Origin of the sequence: Micromonospora sp. HM134 (assembly GCF_007833915.1) — a bacterium.
Taxonomy (GTDB): Bacteria; Actinomycetota; Actinomycetes; order Mycobacteriales; family Micromonosporaceae; genus Micromonospora; species Micromonospora wenchangensis.
The window spans coordinates 2,138,719-2,161,105 of record NZ_CP041061.1; the positions used below are offsets into that span (position 1 = coordinate 2,138,719).

The window sequence follows — 22,387 nt, forward strand, 5'->3', positions numbered from 1 at the left end:
CGCACGCGCTCGCCGGCGCTTGATGCGGTCGGCGACCCCGCCGGCTGACGCCGGGGTCGCCGGCCCCGGCGGTACGGACCTGCGCGGCCGTACCGCGCCGGCCGACGGCTGCGCAGGTACCGCCGGGGCCGGGTGTCGGCCCGCCGTTCGCCGGCGGCGCACCGTCGTGGTGCGCGCCGCGCAGAAGAGAGGGACGTGATCGCCCATGACCTCCACGACACGGTACGACGATGCGCCGACGGCGGACGGCGGGAGCCCCGGCAGGACCGAGGTGCGTCAGTTGGACCGGGTGGTGATCCGGTTTGCGGGTGACTCGGGTGATGGGATGCAGTTGACGGGGGACAGGTTCACCTCGGAGACGGCGCAGTTGGGTAATGATATTTCGACGTTGCCGAATTTCCCGGCGGAGATTCGGGCGCCTGCGGGGACGTTGCCGGGGGTGTCGAGTTTCCAGGTGCATTTCGCGGATTACGACATTCTGACGCCGGGTGACGCGCCGAATGTGTTGGTGGCGATGAATCCGGCGGCGTTGAAGGCGAATCTGGCTGATCTGCGTCGGGGTGCGGACATCATCGTGAACACCGATGAGTTCACGAAGCGGAATCTGGTGAAGGTCGGGTACGCGGTGAGTCCGTTGGAGGACGACACTCTGGATGGGTTCGTGGTGCATCCGGTGGCGTTGACGTCGATGACGGTGGGGGCGTTGGCGGAGTTGTCGGTGTCGAAGAAGGACGCCGAGCGGGCGAAGAACATGTTCGCGTTGGGGTTGTTGTCGTGGATGTACTCCCGCCCGTACACCTCGACGTTGCGGTTTCTGGAGCGGAAGTTCGCCAAGCGGCCGGATCTGGTCGCGGCGAACATCGCGGCGTTCAAGGCGGGCTGGAACTACGGCGAGACCACCGACTCGTTCTCGGTGCGGTATGAGGTGAAACCCGCGAAGATGGTGCCGGGCACCTACCGCAACATCACCGGTAACGCCGCTCTGTCGTTGGGTCTGGTCGCGGCGGGGGTGCGGTCGGGTCTGCCGGTGTTCCTCGGCGCGTATCCGATCACCCCGGCGTCGGACATCCTGCACGAGTTGTCGAAACACAAGAAACTCGGTGTGGTCACGATGCAGGCCGAGGACGAGATCGCGGCGGTCGGCGCCGCTCTGGGCGCCTCCTACGGCGGCGCTCTCGGCGTGACCACGACCAGCGGCCCCGGGGTCGCGTTGAAGTCCGAGACGATCTCCCTGGCTGTCGCCCTGGAGTTGCCGCTGGTGATCGTGGACGTGCAACGCGCCGGCCCGTCCACGGGCCTGCCCACGAAAACCGAGCAGGCGGACCTGAACATGGCCCTGAACGGCCGGCACGGCGAAGCCCCCGTCGCGGTGATCGCCGCGAAGTCACCGTCGGACTGTTTCCACGCCGCGCTGGAAGCCGCCCGGATCGCGGTCACCTACCGCACCCCGGTGATCCTGCTGTCGGACAACTACGTCGCCAACGGCTCCGAACCCTGGCTCCTACCCGACGTGCACGACCTGCCCGACCTGCGGGTGGCCTTCGCCACCGCCCCCAACCACGACGACGGCGTCACGTTCCTGCCCTACCTACGCGACCCGGACACCCTGGCCCGCCCCTGGGCCGTACCGGGCACCCCCGGCCTGGAACACCGCATCGGCGGCCTGGAGAAAGCCGACAAGACCGGCGACATCTCCTACGACCCCACCAACCACGACTACATGGTCCGCACCCGCGCCGCCCGCATCGACGCCATCGACGTGCCCGACCTCGACGTCGACGACCCCGACGGCACCGCCCGGACCCTCGTCCTCGGCTGGGGCTCCACCTACGGCCCGATCGGCGCCGCCTGCCGCACCCTGCGCCACCGCGGCCAACCCATCGCCCAGGCCCACCTGCGTCACCTCAACCCCCTCCCCGCCAACCTCGGCGACGTCCTGGCCACCTACGACCGCGTCGTCATCCCCGAGATGAACCTCGGCCAACTCGCCCAGATCATCCGCGCCCGCTACCTGATCGACGCGATCACCTACAACCAGGTCCGCGGCCTACCCTTCACCGCCGCCGAACTGGAGACGATGCTGGAAGAGGTCTGCAAAAATGCCTGAACCCGTCGCCGTGAAACTCACCACCAAAGACTTCAAATCCGACCAGGAAGTCCGCTGGTGCCCCGGCTGCGGCGACTACGCCATCCTCGCCGCCGTCCAACAATTCATGCCCGAACTGAACATCCCCCGCGCCAACACCGTCTTCATCTCCGGCATCGGCTGCTCATCCCGCTTCCCCTACTACATGAACACCTACGGGATGCACTCCATCCACGGCCGCGCCCCCGCCATCGCCACCGGACTGTCCGTCACCCGCCCCGACCTGTCCGTCTGGGTCGTCACCGGCGACGGCGACGCCCTGTCCATCGGCGGCAACCACCTCATCCACGCCCTACGCCGCAACGTCAACATCACCATCCTGCTGTTCAACAACCGCATCTACGGCCTCACCAAAGGCCAGTACTCCCCCACCAGCGAAACCGGCAAAATCACCAAATCCACCCCCGCCGGCTCCGCCGACGCCCCCTTCAACCCCCTCTCCCTCGCCCTCGGAGCCGAAGCCACCTTCGTCGCCCGCACCATCGACTCCGACCGCAAACACCTCCAAACCGTCCTCCGCGCCGCCGCCGAACACCACGGCGCCGCCTTCGTCGAGATCTACCAAAACTGCAACATCTTCAACGACGGCGCCTTCGACCCACTCAAACAACCCGACACCCGCGACGACCACCTCATCCGCCTCGAACACGGCCAACCCATCACCTTCGGCCGCGACGGACAACACTGCGTCGTCCACCCACCCCACGGATACGGCCTCGAAATCCGCGACACCGCCACCACCCCACCCGAAAACATCATCACCCACGACACCACCATCACCGACCCCGCCTACGCCTTCGCCCTCACCCGCCTCACCCAACCCGACCTCCGCAACACCCCCATCGGCATCCTCCGCCAAACCCAACGCCCCACCTACGACACCCTCGTCCAACACCAAATCACCACCGCCAAAAACACCACCACCGACACCCCCGAACAACAACTCACCACCCTCCTCCACACCGGCGACACCTGGACGATCCGGCCGCTGGCCGACGCATGATCGACCGGATCACGCCGCCGGGCGTCGTCGCCGTCGAGGCGTTCGACGACAGCGACACCGAGCCGCTGCACCCCGAGGAGGCCGCGCTGGTGGCCCACGCCGTCGAGAAGCGGCAGCGGGAGTTCACCACCGCCCGCACCTGCGCCCGCCGGGCCCTGCGCGCCCTCGGCGTACCGCCCGCCCCGGTGCTCACCGGCGACCGTGGCGCACCCGTCTGGCCGTCCGGTGTGGTCGGCAGCCTCACCCACTGCGCCGGCTACCGGGCCGCCGTGGTCGCCCGCGCGGCCGACGTACGCGCCATCGGCATCGACGCCGAACCGGACGCGGCCCTGCCCGACGGTGTGCTCGACGCGATCGCCCTGCCCGAGGAACGCGCCATGGTGGACCGGCTGACCACCGACGCCCCCGGACCGCACTGGGACCGGTTGCTGTTCAGCGCCAAGGAGTCCCTCTACAAGGCGTGGTTCCCGATCACCGGGATCTTCCTCGGCTTCGACGAGGCCCGGATCGTCCTGCGCCCGGCCGACCGCACCTTCACCGCCCGCGTCCTCGTCCCCGGTCGCGGTCGGGACTTCGACGGTCGCTACCTGCACGACGTCGGCCTGACCCTGACCGTCGTCGCCGTACCGCACTGAAACCCGAGCCGCACCGCACCAGCCGAGCCGGACCGCACCTGCCGACCCGGAGCCGCACCCCGTCGTGCGGACCCGGACGAACGAGGGGACCACACCCGATGAACGCCGGCATCTACGCCGTCAGCGACCTGCACGTGGCGTACCCGGAGAACCGCAAGATCGTGGAGAGCCTGTGGCCCCGCGCGGCCGGCGACTGGCTGATCGTCGCCGGGGACGTCGCCGAACTCTTCGCCGACGTCACCTGGGCGCTGACGCTGCTCAGCGAACGGTTCGGCAAGGTCATCTGGGCGCCCGGCAACCACGAGCTGTGGACCCACTCCCAGGACCCCGTCCGGTTGCGCGGTGAGGAGCGCTACCAGGCCATCGTGCGGCAGTGCCGGAACCTGGGGGTGACCACCCCCGAGGACGACTACCCGGTCTGGACCGGGCCCGGCGGCCCGCTGCTGGTCGCCCCGCTGTTCGTCGGCTACGACTACTCGTTCCGCGAGCCCGGCGTCACCAGCAAGGAACAGGCCCTGGCCCGCGCCCACGCCGCCGGGGTGGTCTGCGCCGACGAGGTCTTCCTGCACCCCGACCCGCACCCGAGCCGGGACGCCTGGTGCCGGGCCCGGGTGGCGCTGACCGAGACCCGGCTCGCCGGCGGCGACCCGGCGGTGCCGAAGATCCTGGTCAACCACTACCCGCTGGTCCGGATGCCCACCGACATCCTGCGCTACCCCGAGTTCGCCCAGTGGTGCGGCACCGAACTCACCGCCGACTGGCACCGCCGCTTCCACGCCACGGCGGTGATCTACGGGCACCTGCACATTCCCCGGGTGACCTGGCACGACGGGGTGCGGTTCGAGGAGGTCTCCGTCGGCTACCCCCGGGAGTGGCGGACCCGCCCCCGCCCCGACTCGTGGCTGCGGCGGGTGCGGCCGACGCCCGTGCAGGTCTGACGGCTCACCCCTCGACGAGGCGCTTCTTCTGCACCTTGCCCAGCGCGTTGCGGGGCAGGGCGTCGACCAGCCGGACCTCCCGGGGCCGCTTGTGCACCGACAACTGCCGGGCGACGAAGTCCACCAGCTCCGGCCCGGTCACCCCGTCGCCGACCACGTACGCGGTGACCTGCTGCCCCAGGTCCGGGTGCGGCAGGCCCACCACGGCCGCCTCGCGTACCGCCGGATGGGCCAGCAGCGCCTCCTCCACCTCACCCGCCCCGATCCGGTACCCGCCGCTCTTGATCAGGTCGGTGCTCGCCCGGCCGACGATGCGGTGCCAACCGTCCGGGCCGATCGTGGCGACGTCCCCGGTGCGGAACCAGCCGTCGGCGGTGCGGCTCGCCGCGTCGGCGTCCGGCCGGTTCAGGTAGCCGTCGAACAGGGTCGGGCCGGTGACCAGCAGCTCGCCCATCGCCGTACCGTCGGTGGGCAGGTCCCGGCCCTGCTCGTCGACGATCCGGGTGCGTACCCCGGGCAGCGGCACCCCGACCGCGCCCGGACGGCGCGGGCCGTCGGCGCGGGCGCTCACCGTGATCAGGGTCTCCGTCATCCCGTACCGCTCGACGACCCGGTGCCCGGTCAACCCGGTGAGATCGTCGAAGACCGTCGTGGGCAGCGCCGCGCTGCCCGACACCAGCAGCCGCGCGCCGCGCAGGGCCCGCGCGGAGGCCGGCGCCGCGGCGATCCGCGACCAGATCGTCGGTACGCCGAAGTAGAGCGTCCCGCCGGCCGCCGCGTACCGCTCGGGCTGCGGCCGGCCGACGTGGTGCAGCCGGCCGCCGACCCGCAACGGCCCGAGCACCCCGAGCACCAGCCCGTGCACGTGGAACAGCGGCAGCCCGTGCACCAGCAGGTCGTCCGGCGTCCACGCCCAGGCGTCGGCCAACCCGTCCAGGCAGGTGGCGATCGCCCCCCGGGACAGCAGCGCCCCCTTCGGCGCGCCGGTCGTCCCGCTGGTGTAGAGGATCAGGGCGGTCCGCTCCGGTCCGGGCTCCGGATGCGTGGTCGCCGACACCCGGCCCAGGTCGACCGGGACGACCGGCAACCCGTCCGCCGCCGGGGAGCCGTCCGGGGCCGTGCCCGCCGGCACGAGCAGGGCCTGGGCCGCCGAGTCGCGCAGGATGTGCTCCCGCTCCCGGGGCCCGGCGTCCGGCGGCACGGGCACCACCGCCGTGCCGGCCAGCAACGCGCCCACCACCCCCACCACGGTTTCCAGCGTCGGGGTGGTCTCGACCGCGACCCGGTCCAGGCCGTGCAGGTCGTCGGCGACGGCGGTGGCCAGCCCGTGCAGCCGGGACCGGGACAGCGACCGGTCACCCACCCGGACCAGATCCGGACGGTCGTCCACCGACGGTGACATCGCGGCCAGCAGCGACACGTTCCACGCCCCTCCGGTCGATCGCACGGGGGCACGGCGCGGCCCCGTGCCGCCGACGCTAGTGCGGCGACCGGCCCGTCACCACCCCCCACCACGCTCCGCCACCGGGGTCCCGGCGCGGCGGCCACGATCTGCCGTCGGGACGGTTCAGGGGTCGGTTAAGGGTGCCGGTTCGGCGGCCGGCCCGCCTACCGTCGACCCAGACGGTTCCGTCGCCGGGCGACGGGGAGGGTGGCATCGACGTCATGACTTCCGAGCACCCACCAGCCGCGCCGCACCTCACGGTCACCGACGCGTCCGACGCCATCGCGTTCTACACCCGGGTCTTCGGTGCGGTCCCGCACCGGCAGGAGTGCCTTCCCGACGGGCGGGTGCTCGCCGCCGACCTCGTCGTCGACGGCCACCGGTTCACGGTCAGCGAGTGGGCCGACCCGCCCGGGGCCGCCGCCGGGCTGCCGGTGCTCACCGTCACCTCCGCCGACGCCGACGCGGTGCTGCGCCGCGCCATCGCGGCCGGCGCGCAGGTCAGCGCCGCCAACGGCACGCCGCGCGAGGTGCTGCTGCGCGACCGGCACGGCCGTAGCTGGGCCATCACCCGCCCCGAGCCGCCGCGCTGACCCGGGGGCACGCCCGCGCGGGTCGCCGGATCATCCGGCGCGGCGGTTTGCCGGGGGCCGGCTGCGGTATCCCGATCGGGTACGCCGCTACGAGGAGGCCCCGGTGGACGTCGACGACCTGCTGACCGGAATCTACGACCAACTGCCCGACCTGGTGGACGCGGCGGTTGACGGGCTCGGCCCCGACGAGCTGTGCCGGAGGCCCGGTCCGGGGGCCAACCCGGTCGGCTGGCTGGTCTGGCACCTCACCCGGATCCAGGACCAGCAGGTCGCCGAGCTGCTCGGGGCCGAGCAGGTGTGGGTCGCCGGTGACCGGGCGGCCCGGTTCGGGCTCCCCGCCGACCCGGCCGACACCGGCTACGGCCACACCCCGGAGCAGGTCGCCACGGTCCGGCCGGAGAGCGCGCAGGCGCTCGTCGACTACCACCGGGCGGTGGCGGAGCGGACGCGGGCGTTCCTGGCCGGGTTGCGCCCGGCGGACCTGGACCGGGTGGTCGACGAGAACTGGGACCCGCCGGTGACCCTCGGGGTCCGGCTGGTCAGCATCGCCGCCGACGCTCTCCAGCACGTCGGCCAGGCCGCCTACCTGCGGGGCCTGCTCCGACCCTGACCGGTCCCGCCCGGTCCGTCCGGCCCGTCCTGCCCGATCTCGTCCGGTCCGGGTGAGCCGGCCTCACCCCCTCGGCCGGCACGCTGACCAGGCACGTGACACGCCGTGGGGGAGGGCAGCCGTGGGGACGTCGGTGGCGGAGTTCCTGGACCGGTGGGACGGGGTCCGGCGGCCCGACCTGCCGGAGACGACCAGCGGCACGCTGCGCCTCGACGCCGCCGAGGACGGGCACACCGCGCACTGGCGGCTGACCATCCGCGACCAGCACGTCGAGGTCACCCGGTCCGCCGACGACGCCGAGCTGGTCGTCCGCGCCGACCGGGAGTCTTCGACCGGTTGGCGTCGGGCCGGACCCACCTCGCCACCGCGCTGCTGCGCAACGACCTGTCGGTACGGGGCAACATGCGGCTGCTGATGATGCTGCGGCGGATCTTCCCCGGCCCGCCCGACGCCCGGCACCCCCGGGAGGCCGCCCGGGAGCGGGACGGCCACCGGTGAGGGAGGAACGGGTCCACGTCATCGCCGGCAACGTCTTCGCCGTCAGCGACGCGCACGGCGACATGGAGGTGGACCCGAGGACGCCGGTGGGGTTGTTCTCGTTCGACACCCGGTTCCTGTCCCGCTGGGTGCTCACCATCGACGGGCAACGGCTGCACGCCCTGTCCCGCGACGACATGACCTACTTCGAGACCCGGTTCTTCCTGGTCCCCGGCACGGCGAGCCACTACGTCGACGCGGACGTGTCGGTGATCCGGCACCGGTCCATCGACGACAGCTTCACCGAGCAGCTCACCGTGCTCAACCACTCCGCCGAGCCCGCCGAGTTCGTGGTGCGGATGGAGGTCGGCGCGGACTTCGCCGACACCTCGGAGATCCGCAGCCCGACGCCCCGGCGGGTCACCACGGTCGCCTCCCCGTCCGACGCGGTGCTGCGGCTGCGTTACGAACGGGAGCGGTTCGCCCGGGAGGCGACGGTCTCCAGCACCGCCCCGGCCGACGTCGACGAGGGGGGCTTCACCTACCGGATCACCGTGCCGGCACACGGGAAGTGGATCACCGACCTGCACGTCGGCATGTCCATCCGGGGCGAGGGCGGGCACGACCTGCGGGAGAGCCTGGAGTCGCACCGGCTGCGGGTACGCCACGACATGCGGCACGACCTGAGCGACTGGCTCGACCGGGCGCCGCAGCTGGTCAGCGAGCGGGAACGGCTGCCGGCGGTGTACGAGCAGGCGCTGACCGACCTGGCCGCGCTGCGCTACGTCCCGCTGGCGTACTCGGGGCGGGTGCCGGTGGGGGGCCTGCCCTGGGCGATGGCGCTCTACGGCCGGGACGCGTTGATCACCTGCCTGATGACCCTGCCGTTCACCCCCGAACTGGCCCCGAACACGCTGCGCATGCTCGCCCTGCTCCAGGGCGGCCGGCTCGACGACCAGCACGACGAGGAACCCGGCAAGATCCTCGGCGAGCTGCGGTACGGCGAGGCGGCCGCCTTCGACGAGCAGCCGACCGGGCTCTACTACGGCGCGGCCGACACCACCCCGCTGTTCGTGATCCTGCTCGACGAGTACGAGCGCTGGTCCGGCGACGCCGCGCTGGTCCGGCAGTTGCGTCACCCGGCCCGGATGGCGTTGGACTGGATCGACGAATACGGCGACCTGACCGGCGACGGCTACCTGCGTTACCAGCGGCGCAACACCCGCAGCGGGCTGGTCAACCAGGGCTGGCGCAACTCGCCGGACGCGATCGTGGACGCCGACGGCCGCGCCCCGGTGGGGCCCAGGGCCACCTGCGAACTCCAGGGCTACGCCTACGACGCGAAGCGGCGCGGGGCCCGCCTGGCCCGGGAGTTCTGGGGTGAGCCCGAGTACGCCGACCTGCTGGAGCGGCAGGCCGCCGCGCTGAAGGAACGGTTCAACCGGGACTTCTGGCTGCCCCGCCAGGAGCACTACGCGTCGGCCCTGGAGCCGGACGGCACACCGGTGGCGGCGTTGACGTCCCAGCTCGGGCACCTGCTGTGGAGCGGGATCGTCGCCGCGGACCGGTCCGCCGCCCTCGCCGCCCACCTGGTGGGGCCGCAGCTATTCTCCGGCTTCGGGGTCCGCACGTTCGCCGACGGGCAGTTGGCGTACAACCCGGTGGGCGCGCACCTGGGTGCCGTGTGGCCGTCGGACAACGCCCTGGTCGCGGCCGGGTTGCGGCGGTACCACCACGACGGGGAGGCCGCCCGGGTCGCCGACGGCGTCTTCGCGATGGCGGACCTGGTCGGGGGATCGGTGCCGGAGGTGATCGCCGGGTATCCCCGTGCGGTCACCGGCTACCCGGTGCAGCTGCCGATGGCCGGCCGCCCGCAGTCGTGGTCGGCCGGGGCCCTGCTGATGCTGCTCGGCACCATCCTCGGGCTGCGGCCCTGCGGCGACAACCTGCTGGTGAACCCGGCCCTGCCCGACGGTTTCGGCCGGATCGAGCTGCTCGACGTGCCCGGCCGGTGGGGCCGGGCCGACGCGTACGGCCGGGACCGGTCGGCCGTCCGCCCGGGGCGTCGCCCCGGCTACGCTGACCGCCCGGCCGGCGGCGGTGGGGCCGGTTCCGCGGGGGTGCCCGGGTCGGCCGGCGGGTGGGTGACCCACCGGGACAGGGCCCGGTCGATGCCGACGAAGAGCAGGCCGAGCAGCCAGAAGGCGACGGCGAAGAAGACCGCGCTGACCGTGACGCCGAGGTAGCCGAGCTGTCCGGCGTCGACGAACGGGTACGGGTAGCGGTGCACGATCAGCCCGCGTACCAGGGCGAACCCCAGGTACGCCAGCGGGAACGCCAGCCACCAGACGGCGTACCGGGGGCGTAGCCGGCCGCGCGGGTCGAACAGCGTCCAGTCGGCGAGGGCGAGCAGCGGCACGACGGTGTGCAGGAGCTGGTTGCCCACCGCCTCGCCCGGCGCCCGGTCGGGCTGGGCCATCGCGAACGGGCTGGCCGGGTTCGCCAGCACCAGGTGGTAGACCACGCCGGTGATGGTGATGTAGAGGGTCACCGCACCCTTGAGCGCCGACGGCGGTTCGGGCCGGCCCCGGGCGGCCTGCCAGGCGGCGTAGCCGGCGAAGAGCCCGACCGCCAGGTTGCTCTGGATGGTGAAGTACGGCAGCAGCCCGGTGACGGTGGCCGGGCCGAGGGCGGTGAGCACGATCCCGGCCAGCACACCGATCACGATCGCCAGCCGGAAGGCCACCGCCAGGCCTCGACGCCGCAGACTCATCGGCGCAAGCTACCAGTCCCGCCGGCACCGTCCTCCGGCCGTGGTCGGCCCCCGGTCGCGGGTCGCGCGCCGGTGGTCATCGACCATGGGTCGGCGGACGTGTGCCGTGGGCCCGCGTTCGTCGGCCGGCCCCGACGGTCGTCGGCCCCGGCGGTCATCGGTCGGGGGTCGGCCGGTGGACGCCGTTGCCGTCCAGCGGCCCGCCCGGGTGTCCGGCCGGATCGGCGGCGGGCCGGTCGGGGACGGGGGTGCCCAGGGCGGCCCGCGCGGCCCGGAACGCCGACATCGCCGCCGGCTCGCCGGGCAGCTCGGCCGGGGCCGCGGCGGCGCGCACCGCGCTCAGCAGTGTCACCAACGGCCGGACCGGACCGGTCGCCCCGTCGACCGCCCCGCTGAGCAGCCGCTCAGCGGTTTCCTGATCCAGGCGGTATCGGGTCATCTCGTGTCCCTCAGCGTCGGCACGGGGTGGGACGTCACGCCGACGGGGCCCGGCGTGGCCCCGGTCACACCCGACCCGCGTGGCGGCGACGCGAACCCGGTCGGCATCCCTACAGTACGTGACCGTCCGGCATGCACTGGTGTAAAAATCCGCTGGACAGGTCCCATTGAGGGAGGTTGGCGCCATGCCCGAACGTGACACCCACCGTGACGAACGCTTCGACCAGATCGGCGACGAGATGTCGGCGGCCGTCACCCGCGCGGCATCGGTGCTGGAGGAGGAGCTGTCCGCCGGCATCGACAGCGCCCGTCGGCTCCAGGAGAAACTCACCGCCGACCGGCGGGTCGACCCGGCGGCCTTCGACGAGGTGGCCGGACGGGTCCGCAGGGACACCCACGCGCTGATCGACATGGTGGTCGCCCAGTTGCCGACCACCGGTGACCGGGGCGAGCTGACCCGCCGCTACGCCGCCGACGCCCACGACGTGCTGGACAGCCTGCTCGACCTGGCCCGGCTCGCCCCGGAACTGGCCAACGGGCTGATCGACCGGGTGACCCGGCAGGGGGCGGAACCCACCCCCGGCCCGGTCCGCGTCGACCGGGACGCGGGGGCCCCGGCGGCCGACGGCGGGCCCGGCCCGGTGTCCTGAGCCGATGACCGTCCCGGGCATCGACGACCAGGTCGAGGAGATGCTGGACCGCTACCGGGCGCGGACCATGGCGACCCTGCTCGCCCACCTGCCCACCGGCGGCCCCCGCTACCTCTACGACCTGGTCGCCGACTATCCCCGCCGCTCCGGCAAGGGGCTGCGGGCGGCGCTCTGCCTGGCCGCGTGCCGGCTCGCCGGGGACGGCGGCGAACCGGACGAGGCGGCGGTCAACGTGGCCACCACCGTCGAGTTGTTCCACAACGCCTTCCTCATCCACGACGACATCCAGGACGGCAGCGAGCAGCGGCGGGGCGCACCGACCCTGCCCGCCGCGTACGGCGTCGGCGTGGCGCTCAACGTCGGCAACATGACCAACCTGCTCGCCCTGGACCGGTTGCTGGCCAACCGGAACGGCCTCGGCTCCGGCACCGCCTGGCAACTGGTCGAACAGACCCGGCTGATGCTGCGCCACTCGCTGGAGGGCCAGGCCATCGAGATCGGCTGGATCAGGGACAACGCCTGCGATCTCACCCCCGACGACTACTACCGGATGTGCCTGAAGAAGACGTCCTGGTACACCTGCATCTACCCGTGCCGCACCGGCGTGCTGGCGGCCGGCGGCGGGCGGCTGCGCCCCGACCGGCTGGACCGCTACGGCTGGTATCTCGGCGCGGCCTTCCAGATCACCGACGACGTGCTGAACCTGGTGGGGGAGTACGCCGCCTACGGCAAGGAGATCGCCGGTGACCTGTGGGAGGGCAAGCGCACCCTGATCCTCATCGACTTCCTCGCCCGCTGCACCGCCGGGGAACGGGACCGGACGGTGGCCTTCCTCGGCACCCCCCGCGCCGACCGGACGGCGGCCGACGTGCGCTGGCTGCACCGCCGGCTGACGGCGTACGACAGTGTGGAGGTGGCCCGCCGCGCCGCCCGGGAACTGGCCGGGGCGGCGCTGGCCGAGGGGCGCGCCGTCCTCGGTGACCGGGCCGGCACCGAGGACGGCCGGTTCCTGCTCGGCCTGACCCGTTACGTCGTCGACCGCCCACGGTGACCGGTCGGGCTCAGCCCATCGTCTTCGCGCCGTCGATGGACTCGCGGATGATGTCGGCGTGCCCGGCGTGCTGGGCGGTTTCGGCGATCACGTGCAGCACGGTCCGCCGCACCGACCAGGCCGCCCCCGGCTCGAACCAGGGTGCCTCCGGCAACGGGTGAACCGCGTCCAGGTCGAGGGTGGCGATCAGCTCGTCGGTGCGGGCCGCCGTCTCGGCGTACCGGGCGAGCAGGTCGGTCAGAGTGTCGCCGTCGGCCATCCGGAACATGCCGACCCAGTCGACCGGCTCGCTCTCCATCGCCTCGGCCCCGCCGACCATGAACCGCGCCCACCGGTGCTCCACCATGGTCACGTGCTTGATCAGGCCGCCCAGGCACAGCTCGCTGGCGGTGCTGCGGGCCGCCGCCTGCGTGTCGGTCAACCCGCGCACGGTGTGCCGCAGGAAGCCGCGGTGCAGGCCGACGGTCTGCAACAGGTCGGCCCGTTCACCGGTGAGCACCCGCTCCGAAGTGGTCATCCCCGCCACCCTCCGTGGTCGATGTCGTCGGGGGTCACGCTATGGCCGCCCTCCGACACTTTCCGCCCCGCCACACCGCAGACGCCCGGCCGGGGCGGACCGGCGCGCGTCCGCCCCAGCGGTTGCCGATCCGACCGCCGGGCGGTGGACTGGACCACATGGGAACGATCAGGGTGGGCACCTCGTCCTGGGCGGATCAGACGCTGCTGCGCGCCGGCTGGTACCCCCGGTCGGTGCGTACCCCGGCCCAGCGGCTGGGCTGGTACGCCGGGCGGTTCGGGCTGGTCGAGGTGGACACCTCGTACTACGCCATCCCGGTGCCGGAGACCACCGCCGGTTGGGCGGCGGCCACCCCGGCGGGTTTCACCTTCGACGTCAAGGCGTTCAGCCTGTTCACCGGGCACCCGACACCGGTGCGGGTGCTGCCGGGGGACCTGCGACCGGCCACCGGGCCGTCCCGGGTCCGCCGCCGGGACCTGCCCGAGGCGACGTACGACGAGCTGTGGGCCCGGTTCCGGGCGGCGCTGGCACCGCTCGCGGCGGCCGACCGGCTCGGCGCGGTGCTGTTGCAGTTCCCGCCGTGGCTGGTGCGGGGGGACGGCGCGCGGCGGCGGATCGCGGAGATGGCCGACCGGTGCCGGCCCTGGCGGGTCGCCGTGGAGCTGCGCCACGGGTCCTGGTTCGACGGTGTGGCGGCGGCCGAGACGGTGACCTTCCTGCGCGACCACGACCTCAGCCTGGTCTGCGTGGACATGCCGCAGGGGCACCCGTCCTCGGTGCCCCCGATCATGATCGGTACGGCCGAGCCGGTGCTGGTCCGGATGCACGGCCACAGCGCGCACTGGGAGCACGGCAGCAAGGAGGACCGGTTCCGGTACGCCTACGCCGACGACGAACTGCGCCGCTGGGCCGACCTGCTCACCGACCTGGCCGACCGGTCCGGCGAACTGCACGTGCTGTTCAACAACTGTTGCGCGGGGCAGGCCCAGCGCGACGCCGCCCGGCTGGCGGAACTGCTCGGGGTGACCCCGAAGGTGGCGGCCGGCCACTGACCACGCCGGTACGGGGCCCGCCGACCGCGTCGTCGGCGGCCCCCGTACCGGCCGGTCCCGGCCCGCCGGTCAGCCGGCCATCGCCATCCGTCGCCGGGCACCCGTCGCGGCCAACCGGCCCATCGTCATCGGTGCGCCCATCAGCCCACCGGCGCGCCCGAGCATCCCCCGGAACACCTGGCCCGGCTTCTGCTGCTCACCCATGTACGCGGTGACCACCACCAACGCCCCGGTCAACGCCGGAATGGTCCACTGGAGGACCTTCATCTGGCGCTGCCGGTGCGCCACCTCGGCGGGCGTCTGGTAGTTGGGTTCGGTGGTCCCCGACACCGGCGGGTTGCCGGCGTTCTGCAACTTCATGCCCACCAACCGGCTGTAGCCGGTGACCGCGAGCGCGCTGACGGTCAACGCCGTCTTCACCGCGCTCATCCGACCCACCCCGGACTGGGCCATCATCCGGGGGCTCTCGGTGGCCAGCTCACCCACCGCGCCGGCCAGGTGCGCGCCGATCGCCGCCGCGTTGACCGGCGTCCACCGCGACCAGCCGGCCGAGGCCACCGGAAGCCGTTGGGTCGAGTCGCTGATCCGTGCCGCCGCTCCGTTGACGCCCAGCGCCCCCATCAGGGAGCCGCCGAACCAGGCCGCCAGGCCGAGATCGTGCATCGAGCGCAGTGCGGTGTGTCGTTCCGACATCTGATCCCCCTCCACCGTGTTCGGGCGCAGCGGCATACCCGTCCCGCCGGGGGCTACGCGCCCGGCTGCCGGCGGGTCGGTGCGGAACCGGACACCGGGGTCAGCGGCGGGGCAGACCGGCCGCGAAGTCGGCCACCCGCCGGCTCAGCGGCAGGCCGGCCCGGACCCAGCGGAAGTGGTCCAGCGGGGCCCCCGCCTCGGCCGCGGTGTACCGGTGCCGGGTGACCGGCGCGGCGGTGAGCTTGGCGCAGAGGTGGTCGACGATGGGGTGCGGGGTGTACTGGTCGTCGTCCACGCTGACCGCCAGCACCGGCAGGGTCAGCCGGCCCACCGCCGCGTCGCCGTCCACCCCGTCGACGGTGGGGAAGCGGCCGGTGCGGGCGGTGCGCGCCCAGTCCCGGATCACCCCGCGCGCCTGCCGGCCGCCGAACCCCCAGCCCGGCCAGACCCCGAGCGTCCCGGCGACCGCCGCGATCCCCTGGCTGTACGGCAGCACGCCGTACCCGCGCAGGCCCGGATAGCTGCGCCAGTACGGCATGCCGACGGCGAGCAGGGCCAGCCCGTCGACCTGGCCGGTGCCGTGCAGGGCGAGGTGCAGCAGGGCCGCCTGCCCGCCGAGGGAGTGCCCGAGCAGCAGCGTCGGCCGGCCGTCCCGCCGGGGCTTGAGCGCGTCGAGGACCGCGCCGATGTCGGCGGCGAGTTCGCGGTAGCCGTACCGGCAGGCCCGCGACGGCGGGGGCGTGCTGACCCCGGTGCCACGCAGGTCGGCGACGACCACGGCCAGGCCGGCGGCGCGCAGCGCGGCGGCGAACGGGCGGTAGTAGCGGGCGCGGACCCCCATCGCCGGGCAGATCAGCACCAGCGGCGCGGCGGGCGCCCCGGCGGGCTCCGGATGGATCTGGATGCCGATCCGGGCCCCGTCGACGTCGACGAACTCCTGCGTGTATTCCGCGTCCCCGCTCACCGGCCCATCCTACCGGCCGGTAATAAGTGGCCCGCGCGCCGCCCGGCCGGGCCGCCGGGGCCGGTCAGGCGGCCGCCGGGGCCAGCCGGCCGACCCCGCTGACCGTGGCGTAGACGGTGCCGAGCTGCTCGGCCCAGTGCCGGAAGGAGTAGCGCACCCGCACCCGGTCCAGCGCCGCCGTGGCGTATGCGAAGCGGCGCACCCGGTCGGCGAGCAGCCGGCGGATCGCGGTGCCCAGCGCCCGGGGGTCACGCGGCGGCAGCAGGTCCCCGGTCAGCCCGTCGACCACACTGTCGGTGATCCCGCCGACCGCCGTGCCCACCACCGGGACGCCGCACGCCATCGCCTCCAGCGGGCTACGGCCGAACGGCTCGTACCAGGGGGCGGCGACCAGGACGTCGGCGGAGCGGTACCAGGCCGCCAACTCCTCGCGGGGCACCGCGCCGACCAGCCGGACCCGGTCGGCGACACCGCAGGACCCGGCGAGCGCGGTCAACCGGCGGGCGACGTCGTCGGCCGGCAACGACCCGGCAGGCGGCCCGCCGACCACCACGTACTCGGCCCCGGGCACCCCGGGCAGCGCCCGCACGACGTCCTGCACGCCCCGGCGTTCGTGCAGCGGACCCACGGTGAGCAGCCGGGGCCGGCCCGGGACCCGTGGAGCGGCCGGCCCGGCCGGGCTGAACAGCCGCTCGTCCACCCCGGACGGCACCAGCGCCAGCTTCGCCCGGGGCACCCCGAGCCGGACCAGTTCCCCCAGCTCGTCGTGCGACTGGACGACGACCCGGTCGACGGCCCGCCCGAGCGCCCGCTCGTAGCCGACCCGCCCCCGGCCGGCCGGCTCCCGGCCACCCGGGCGGCGGCGGTACGCGCTGCCCAGGTCGTGGTACGTCAACACCACGGGCGTGCCGGTACGCCGGCCGGCGTGCACGGCCGCCAGGCCGCTCAGCCAGAAGTGGGCGTGCGCCACGTCCGGCCGCCAGCCGGCCTGCTGCCAGTGCGCGGCCAGCCAGCGGCCGAACTCGCCCAGGTGGGGCAGGAGTTCGTCGGCCGGCACCGGCCGGGCCGGACCGGCGGGCACGTGCCACACCTGGTACCCCGCGTCGGTCGGCACCGTGTCGGGCAGCCCGGCGTCGTCCCGCCGGGTGTAGACCCGCACCTCGTGACCCTCGGCGGCCAGCGCCGCCGCCTGCTCGGCGACGTGCAGGTGCAGCCCCACGGCATCCTGTCCGCCGGGAACGGCGAGCGGGCTGGCGTGCCCCGAGACCATCGCGATGCGCATGCTTCCTCCTCCGTGGGCCGGTCACCGGCGAGGCGGAATCCGGTGCGGCGGCTCCGGCCGGCGTCATCACCCGGTCCCGCGCACCGGGCGCGCGACGGGCACCCGGCCGCCCTCGCGGCGTCGGCGCCCGGACGTCACGCGCCGCCCGGTATGCCGAACCAGTTGCCCAGCGCGGAGGCGGTAAACATCAACTTTGCGTGTCCGGCCGAGCGCCCTGCGTGTCCCGTGACCGGCCGTGTTCAGCTCACCTCGGGCAGCATCCCCGGACCGAACACCTCGTAGGCGATCCGCTCCACCGGCACGCCCCGGCGCAGCAGGCCGCCGCGGACCCGGTTCATGAACGGCAGCGGACCGCACAGGTGCACGTGCGCGTCGGGGGAGAGCGGGATCAGCTCCGGGTCGAGCAGGCCCCGGGTCACCTCGGCGGGCAACGCCGGGGCGTCGTCGCCGGTGACCTCCTCGTACCAGAGCCGCAGGAGCAGCCGGGGCAGCCGGGCGTGCAGCTCGACCAGGTCGGCCCGGTGGGCGTGGGCGGCGCCGTCCCGGTCGGCGTGGGCCAGCACCACCGGCCGGTCCGGCGCGGTCGCCGCCAGGTGGGCCAGGGCCGACATCGCCGGGGTGAGCCCGATACCGGCGCTGACCAGCAGCAGCGGCCCCGTACCGGCCACCGCGCTCACCTCGCCGAACGGTGGGCTCAGCCGCAGGGTGTCGCCGGGGCCGACGTGGTCGTGCAGGAAACCGGAGACCAGCCCGTCCGGGGCCCCACCCGTGCCGCGTACCCGCTTGACGGTGATCCGCCAGTGGTCGGCGTCGGGACGGCCGGACAGGCTGTACTGCCGGATCTGCCGTCCGCGTCCGCCGTCGAGGTCCACCGTGACCGAGACGTACTGGCCGGGGACGAAGCCCGGCACCGGGCCGCCGTCGACCGGGACGAGGGTGACCGAGACGACGTCGGTGGCCTGCGGCGTCACCCCGGTGACCCGCCAGTCGCGCCAGACCACCCCGCCGTGGGGCAGCCCCGTGGCCGCGTACAGCCGGGCCTCCCGGGCGACGAGTTCGCAGGCCATCAGCCAGTACACCTCGTCCCAGGCGGCGGCGACCTGCGGGGTGACCGCCGCGCCCAGCACCTCGCCGACGGCGGCCAACAGGTGCCTGCCCACCAGCGGGTACTGGCCGGCGGCGATGCCCAGCGAGGCGTGCTTGTGCGCGATGCGCTCCAGCACCGCCGCCCAGCCGGTCGTGTCCTCGCCGGTGAGGTGCCCGGCGTACGCGACGACGGACGCGGCCAGCGCCGCCTGCTGCCGGCCGGTCGCCTGGTTGCCCCGGTTGAACAGGTTCAGCAGTTCCGGGTGGGCGGCGAACATCCGGGCGTAGAACCGGCCGGTGATCCGGTCGGCGTGGGCCCGGACCACGGGCAGGGTGGCGGTGACGACGGCGGCTGACGACTCCGAGAGCACGGCTCCTCCTCCAGATGGGTACCGGAGACCACTCAAACAGGAATCTTAAATTCCTCTTAGGGCCGAAAGTCCCGGGCCCGTCGGCGCGTCGGTCACGGCCACCCGGCCCCTGTCCGCCACCAGGGGCACTGACTAGGGTCGGACCGTGAAGCTCAACCTGGCGACGGACATGGCCCTGCGGATCGCCATGCTCACCGCCCCCGCGTCGACCCGCACCACCGTCGACGAGTTGGCCGAACGACTCGACCTGCCCCGCAGCCACGTGGCCAAGGTGGTCCAGCGGCTCCAACGCATCGGCGTGCTGTTCACCGTCCGGGGCCGCTCCGGCGGGGTGGCCTTCGCCGAGGGGGCCGAACGGATCACCGTCGGCCGGGTCGTACGCGCCTTCGAGGGGGAGGGGGAGGTGGTCTCCTGCGAGGAGACCGGCTGCGCCCTGCGCGCCGGCTGCCGCCTGCGGGTCCAGCTCCGCCGCGCCCAGGCCGCCTTCCTCGCCGTACTCGACGAGATGCCCCTGGGGGAGCTGGCCGGCGGCCCGGCGGCGGCCCTGCTGCTCACCCCCGTGCCCGGCCCGGCCGCGGCCCGCACCCCGGCGGCGACCTGAGCGGCACCGGCGGGCGCGGACCGGTCGGCCGGTGGGGCGACCCGGACGGTCGCCCCACCGGCCGCCGGTTCAGCTGACCTGGATCGTCCCGTCCGGCGAACGGACGCAGGAGACCGCGCGGGCGCCGGTCGCCGCCGCACCGGTCAGGCACCGGCCCAGCACCTGGTGCCCGGCCGCGCTCGGGTGCCAGGACTCCTGGCAGGTCTGGAAGTACGTCCCGCAGGTGTTCGCGATCCGCTGGATGTCCAGCTTGTCGTAACCGGACAGGCTGGTCACGAAGACCCCCGAGGTGCCGTCCTGAAGCCGGATCGGGGTGGCCAGCGCGTTGCCGGGGCTGCCCGCCGACTCGCACAGCCGGGCCCCGTCGAAGGCCCGCTGCACGTTGAGGTAGACCAGGTCGGCGGCGGGGAACTCGGCGGACAGCGTGCTGCGGACCGAGTTCACCAGGGTGCCCAGGCCCTGCGAGAAGCGCTGGCCGGGGGCGAGACTGGCCCGGTGGATCGGACAACCGGCGGCGTACCGCTCGGCCCCCAGGTCACGGAACTTGTCCCGGGTGTCGTCCCGGCTGTCCTCCTCCCAGTAGGTCGAGGCCAGCTCCGGCGGCAGCGGGTTGGTGTAGTCCTGGAAGACGATCCGGTGCTGGCCGTCGGCGTCGATCTGGTCCAGCGTGGTCAGGATCTGCCGGACCGCCGCCGTGGTCTCCGCCGTCGCGGCGGCGACCTGGGCGGAGGTGGCCAGGTCGGCGTCCGAGCAGGGCTCCTGCTCCACCGGCCCACCCAGGTACGCCCAGAACTCCCACCACCCGGTCCAGGCGTCGGCGATGAACCGGTTCGCGCACTTCTCGGCGACGCTGCCGAAGGTGAACGAGCTGTTGTTCGAGCCGAGGCCGACCAGCACCAGGTCGATGTCGTGGGTCTGCCCGACCGCGCGCAACTGGTCGAGTTGGGAGGCGACCTGGCGGCCCTTGGCCCGGCTGGCCGAGGCGTTGGCGATGTCGTACGGCTGGCCGCCGGAGCAGGCCAGGTTGAACCGGGCGGCGATCCCCGGCAGGTCCGCCTTGAACAGTGAGGCGTTCGGTGAGCGGTGGCAGAAGTACGCGTTGCTGTTCGGTGCCGACCAGCCCGGGAACGGCTGGGCCACCCCGTTGAGGTCGGTGACCGACGAGTACGCCCCCGCGCCCTCGCCGCTGATGAAGCTGTCGCCGAGGGCGACCGCGGCGGTGGGCAGGGCGGCGACGGCCGGCGTGGGCGGGCCGGCCGCGACCGGCAGGGCGGCCGCGGCAACGGTGAGCAGCGCCGCGAGGGCGCTACGGTGGAACCTGGACATGACGTCCCCCATCTGTCCATGGAAATGTGAAAGATCCTTCACGGCCGGATCAGATCACTTGGCGAGATGGACGTCAATGCCTCTTAACACGATCGTCGAATGGCGGAAACGGTCGTTTCCGGCCCGGCGCGCACCCCGCCCGGGAAGGCCCCGACCGTCGGCGGCGTTGTCCCCGGCGGACGCGCACCCGCCGTCCGACGTGGGGCTGCACGGCGCTGTCGGGGCGTACGGCTACGCTCGCTGCGGCACGCCGCGCGTGGAGATCGAGACGGTGAGCGGCACCACACCGCCGAGACCGGGGAGTACGACCAGTTGACCGCACAGCCTGAGACCCTCTACGGGGCAGACGACCTCACCCACCTGGAGGGCCTGGACGCCGTCCGCAAGCGTCCCGGCATGTACATCGGCTCCACCGACAGTCGTGGCGTGGGTCACCTCGTCAACGAGATCCTCGACAACTCCACCGACGAGGGTGTCGCCGGTCACGCCAGCACGGTCGAGGTGATCCTGCACGCCGACGGCTCGGTGCAGGTCGACGACGACGGCCGGGGCATCCCCACCGACGTGCACGCCAAGTCCGGCATCTCCGGGGTCGAGCTGGTGCTCACCCGGCTGCACGCCGGCGGCAAGTTCGGCGGCTCCGGCTACAAGACCTCCGGCGGCCTGCACGGGGTGGGCGCCTCCGCCGTCAACGCGCTGTCCCGCCGGTTCGACGTGACCGTCCGGCGCGGCGGCAAGGTGCACGCGATGTCCTTCCGGCACGGCGTGCCCGGCGTCTTCGCCGGCGACGGCCCGGACGCCCCGTTCACCCCCGGGCCCGGCCTGCAGGTCGTCGGGGCGATGAAACGGGGCCAGCGCACCGGCACCTCGATCCGCTACTGGCACGACGCCCGCTACTTCGAGACCGGCGCCCGGCTGGACGTCGAGGCCGTCCGGATGAAGCTGCGCAACACCGCCTTCCTGGTCCCCGGGGTCGACTACCGGCTGCGCGACGAGACCGCCGAGGAGCCGGTCGAGGAGCGCTTCCACTACCCCAACGGGCTCACCGACATGGTCGAGTTCCTGGCCCCCGCCGGCGACCGGCCGGTCTCGGGCACCCTGCTGGTCACCGGCGAGGGGACGTACCGGGAGAACGCCGCCGACGCCAACGGCGTGATGCAGTCCAACGTGCAGCGCCGGGCCGAGGTCGAGATCGCCTTCCGCTGGGGCACCGGCTACGAGCGCACCGTCGAGTGCTTCACCAACACCATCCGCAACGCCCACGGCGGCACCCACCGCCGGGGCTTCGAGCGGGCCTTGACCCGGACCCTGGCCGACGCCGTCCGCAACACCCGGGGCCTGCTCAAGCCCAAGGAGGACCCGCCCACCCTGGACGACGTCCTGGAGGGGATGACGGCGGTGGTGCACGTGCGCATCCCCGAGCCGCAGTTCACCTCGCAGACCAAGGACGAACTCTCCACCGCCGGCATCACCAAGGTGCTCCAGACCCTGGTCGAGCAGCACGTCAAGGCCTGGCTGGAGGACCGGCGCAGCAAGGCCGAGGCGCGCACGGTGCTCCAGAAGATCGTCGACGCGGCCCGGGTCCGGCTGACCCAGAAGCAGCAGAAGGACGCCGCCCGGCGCAAGACCGCCCTGGAGGGCGCGTCGATGCCGGCCAAACTGGTCGACTGCCGCGCCACCGGGGTGGACCGCAGCGAGCTGTTCATCGTGGAGGGGGACAGCGCTCTCGGGTGTTTT

19 protein-coding genes and 3 pseudogenes are annotated in these 22,387 nt (G+C 73.5%); 13 read left to right on the forward strand and 9 right to left on the reverse strand.

Annotated features, from left to right (window positions below):
• Nucleotides 1-325 precede the first annotated feature (325 nt).
• From FJK98_RS09545 to FJK98_RS09560, 4 genes are all read left to right on the forward strand, one after another.
• Complete coding sequence (locus FJK98_RS09545; RefSeq protein WP_240762934.1) at nt 326-2,107, forward strand: 2-oxoacid:acceptor oxidoreductase subunit alpha; 1,782 nt, start codon at nt 326-328, stop codon at nt 2,105-2,107.
• A complete protein-coding gene (locus FJK98_RS09550) occupies nt 2,100-3,149 on the forward strand; it encodes a 2-oxoacid:ferredoxin oxidoreductase subunit beta (protein ID WP_145918700.1) in 1,050 nt (349 codons plus the stop codon). The genes FJK98_RS09545 and FJK98_RS09550 overlap by 8 nt, the downstream gene beginning before the upstream one ends.
• A complete protein-coding gene (locus tag FJK98_RS09555) occupies nt 3,146-3,784 on the forward strand; it encodes a 4'-phosphopantetheinyl transferase (protein WP_145918701.1) in 639 nt (212 codons plus the stop codon). Before FJK98_RS09550 ends, FJK98_RS09555 begins: the two co-directional genes overlap by 4 nt.
• A gap of 98 nt (nt 3,785-3,882) precedes the next feature.
• A complete protein-coding gene (locus FJK98_RS09560) occupies nt 3,883-4,722 on the forward strand; it encodes a metallophosphoesterase (protein ID WP_145918702.1) in 840 nt (279 codons plus the stop codon).
• A gap of 4 nt (nt 4,723-4,726) precedes the next feature.
• On the opposite strand, the gene FJK98_RS09565 is transcribed toward FJK98_RS09560, so the two are convergent.
• Nucleotides 4,727-6,124, reverse strand: coding sequence for an acyl-CoA synthetase (locus tag FJK98_RS09565; RefSeq protein ID WP_370517071.1), 1,398 nt, complete (start codon nt 6,122-6,124; stop codon nt 4,727-4,729).
• 263 nt (nt 6,125-6,387) lie between these two features.
• On the opposite strand from FJK98_RS09565, the gene FJK98_RS09570 reads away from it, so the two are divergent.
• From FJK98_RS09570 to FJK98_RS09585, 4 genes and pseudogenes are all read left to right on the forward strand, one after another.
• Nucleotides 6,388-6,759, forward strand: a complete 372-nt coding sequence (locus FJK98_RS09570) for a glyoxalase/bleomycin resistance/extradiol dioxygenase family protein (RefSeq protein WP_145918703.1) — start codon at nt 6,388-6,390, stop codon at nt 6,757-6,759.
• 103 nt (nt 6,760-6,862) lie between these two features.
• Complete coding sequence (locus FJK98_RS09575) at nt 6,863-7,369, forward strand: DinB family protein (RefSeq protein ID WP_145918704.1); 507 nt, start codon at nt 6,863-6,865, stop codon at nt 7,367-7,369.
• 121 nt (nt 7,370-7,490) lie between these two features.
• Nucleotides 7,491-7,867 (forward strand): annotated as a pseudogene (locus tag FJK98_RS09580) (SCP2 sterol-binding domain-containing protein).
• Nucleotides 7,864-9,927 (forward strand): annotated as a pseudogene (locus tag FJK98_RS09585) (glycogen debranching N-terminal domain-containing protein); the annotation flags it as partial. The pseudogenes FJK98_RS09580 and FJK98_RS09585, both read left to right, overlap by 4 nt.
• Here FJK98_RS09585 and FJK98_RS33920 read toward each other — a convergent pair.
• Nucleotides 9,921-10,619 carry a Pr6Pr family membrane protein gene (locus FJK98_RS33920; protein ID WP_194823188.1) on the reverse strand — a complete coding sequence of 233 codons (699 nt, stop codon included), beginning with the start codon at nt 10,617-10,619 and terminating at the stop codon, nt 9,921-9,923. The pseudogene FJK98_RS09585 and the gene FJK98_RS33920 sit on opposite strands and share 7 nt — an antisense overlap.
• A 154-nt stretch (nt 10,620-10,773) precedes the next feature.
• Nucleotides 10,774-11,058 carry a hypothetical protein gene (locus FJK98_RS09595; protein WP_145918706.1) on the reverse strand — a complete coding sequence of 95 codons (285 nt, stop codon included), beginning with the start codon at nt 11,056-11,058 and terminating at the stop codon, nt 10,774-10,776.
• A gap of 184 nt (nt 11,059-11,242) precedes the next feature.
• Here FJK98_RS09595 and FJK98_RS09600 point away from each other — a divergent pair, with 184 nt between their 5' ends.
• Both FJK98_RS09600 and FJK98_RS09605 read left to right on the forward strand, forming a co-directional pair.
• Nucleotides 11,243-11,707, forward strand: a complete 465-nt coding sequence (locus FJK98_RS09600) for a hypothetical protein (protein WP_194823187.1) — start codon at nt 11,243-11,245, stop codon at nt 11,705-11,707.
• Nucleotides 11,708-11,711: 4 nt separating this feature from the next.
• Entirely contained in the window at nt 11,712-12,758 is a 1,047-nt protein-coding gene (locus tag FJK98_RS09605; RefSeq protein WP_145918707.1) for a polyprenyl synthetase family protein, read from the forward strand.
• Between the two features lie 10 nt (nt 12,759-12,768).
• Here FJK98_RS09605 and FJK98_RS09610 read toward each other — a convergent pair whose 3' ends face one another.
• Nucleotides 12,769-13,275 carry a DinB family protein gene (locus FJK98_RS09610; protein ID WP_145918708.1) on the reverse strand — a complete coding sequence of 169 codons (507 nt, stop codon included), beginning with the start codon at nt 13,273-13,275 and terminating at the stop codon, nt 12,769-12,771.
• Between the two features lie 158 nt (nt 13,276-13,433).
• On the opposite strand from FJK98_RS09610, the gene FJK98_RS09615 reads away from it, so the two are divergent.
• Nucleotides 13,434-14,327 (forward strand): DUF72 domain-containing protein, encoded by an 894-nt coding sequence (locus FJK98_RS09615; RefSeq protein ID WP_145918709.1) that lies wholly within the window; start codon nt 13,434-13,436, stop codon nt 14,325-14,327.
• A 69-nt stretch (nt 14,328-14,396) separates the two neighbouring features.
• Here FJK98_RS09615 and FJK98_RS09620 read toward each other — a convergent pair whose 3' ends face one another.
• The 4 genes from FJK98_RS09620 to FJK98_RS09635 all read right to left on the reverse strand — a co-directional run bounded on the left by FJK98_RS09620 (nt 14,397) and on the right by FJK98_RS09635 (nt 18,723).
• Complete coding sequence (locus FJK98_RS09620) at nt 14,397-15,020, reverse strand: hypothetical protein (RefSeq protein WP_145918710.1); 624 nt, start codon at nt 15,018-15,020, stop codon at nt 14,397-14,399.
• Between the two features lie 100 nt (nt 15,021-15,120).
• The gene (locus FJK98_RS09625) at nt 15,121-15,984 is read right to left on the reverse strand and encodes an alpha/beta fold hydrolase (protein WP_145918711.1); all 864 of its coding nucleotides are present in this window, start codon (nt 15,982-15,984) and stop codon (nt 15,121-15,123) included.
• A 64-nt stretch (nt 15,985-16,048) separates the two neighbouring features.
• Entirely contained in the window at nt 16,049-17,266 is a 1,218-nt protein-coding gene (locus FJK98_RS09630) for a glycosyltransferase (protein WP_145918712.1), read from the reverse strand.
• Nucleotides 17,267-17,505: 239 nt separating this feature from the next.
• On the reverse strand, nt 17,506-18,723 hold the full coding sequence (locus tag FJK98_RS09635) for a globin domain-containing protein (RefSeq protein ID WP_145918713.1): 1,218 nt from the start codon (nt 18,721-18,723) through the stop codon (nt 17,506-17,508).
• Between the two features lie 145 nt (nt 18,724-18,868).
• Here FJK98_RS09635 and FJK98_RS09640 point away from each other — a divergent pair, with 145 nt between their 5' ends.
• Entirely contained in the window at nt 18,869-19,324 is a 456-nt protein-coding gene (locus FJK98_RS09640) for an Rrf2 family transcriptional regulator (RefSeq protein ID WP_145918714.1), read from the forward strand.
• A 69-nt stretch (nt 19,325-19,393) separates the two neighbouring features.
• On the opposite strand, the gene FJK98_RS09645 is transcribed toward FJK98_RS09640, so the two are convergent.
• The gene (locus FJK98_RS09645; RefSeq protein WP_145918715.1) at nt 19,394-20,650 is read right to left on the reverse strand and encodes a hypothetical protein; all 1,257 of its coding nucleotides are present in this window, start codon (nt 20,648-20,650) and stop codon (nt 19,394-19,396) included.
• A gap of 53 nt (nt 20,651-20,703) precedes the next feature.
• Here FJK98_RS09645 and FJK98_RS34775 point away from each other — a divergent pair.
• Nucleotides 20,704-22,381: pseudogene (locus FJK98_RS34775) on the forward strand (ATP-binding protein); the annotation flags it as partial.
• Nucleotides 22,382-22,387 lie beyond the last annotated feature (6 nt).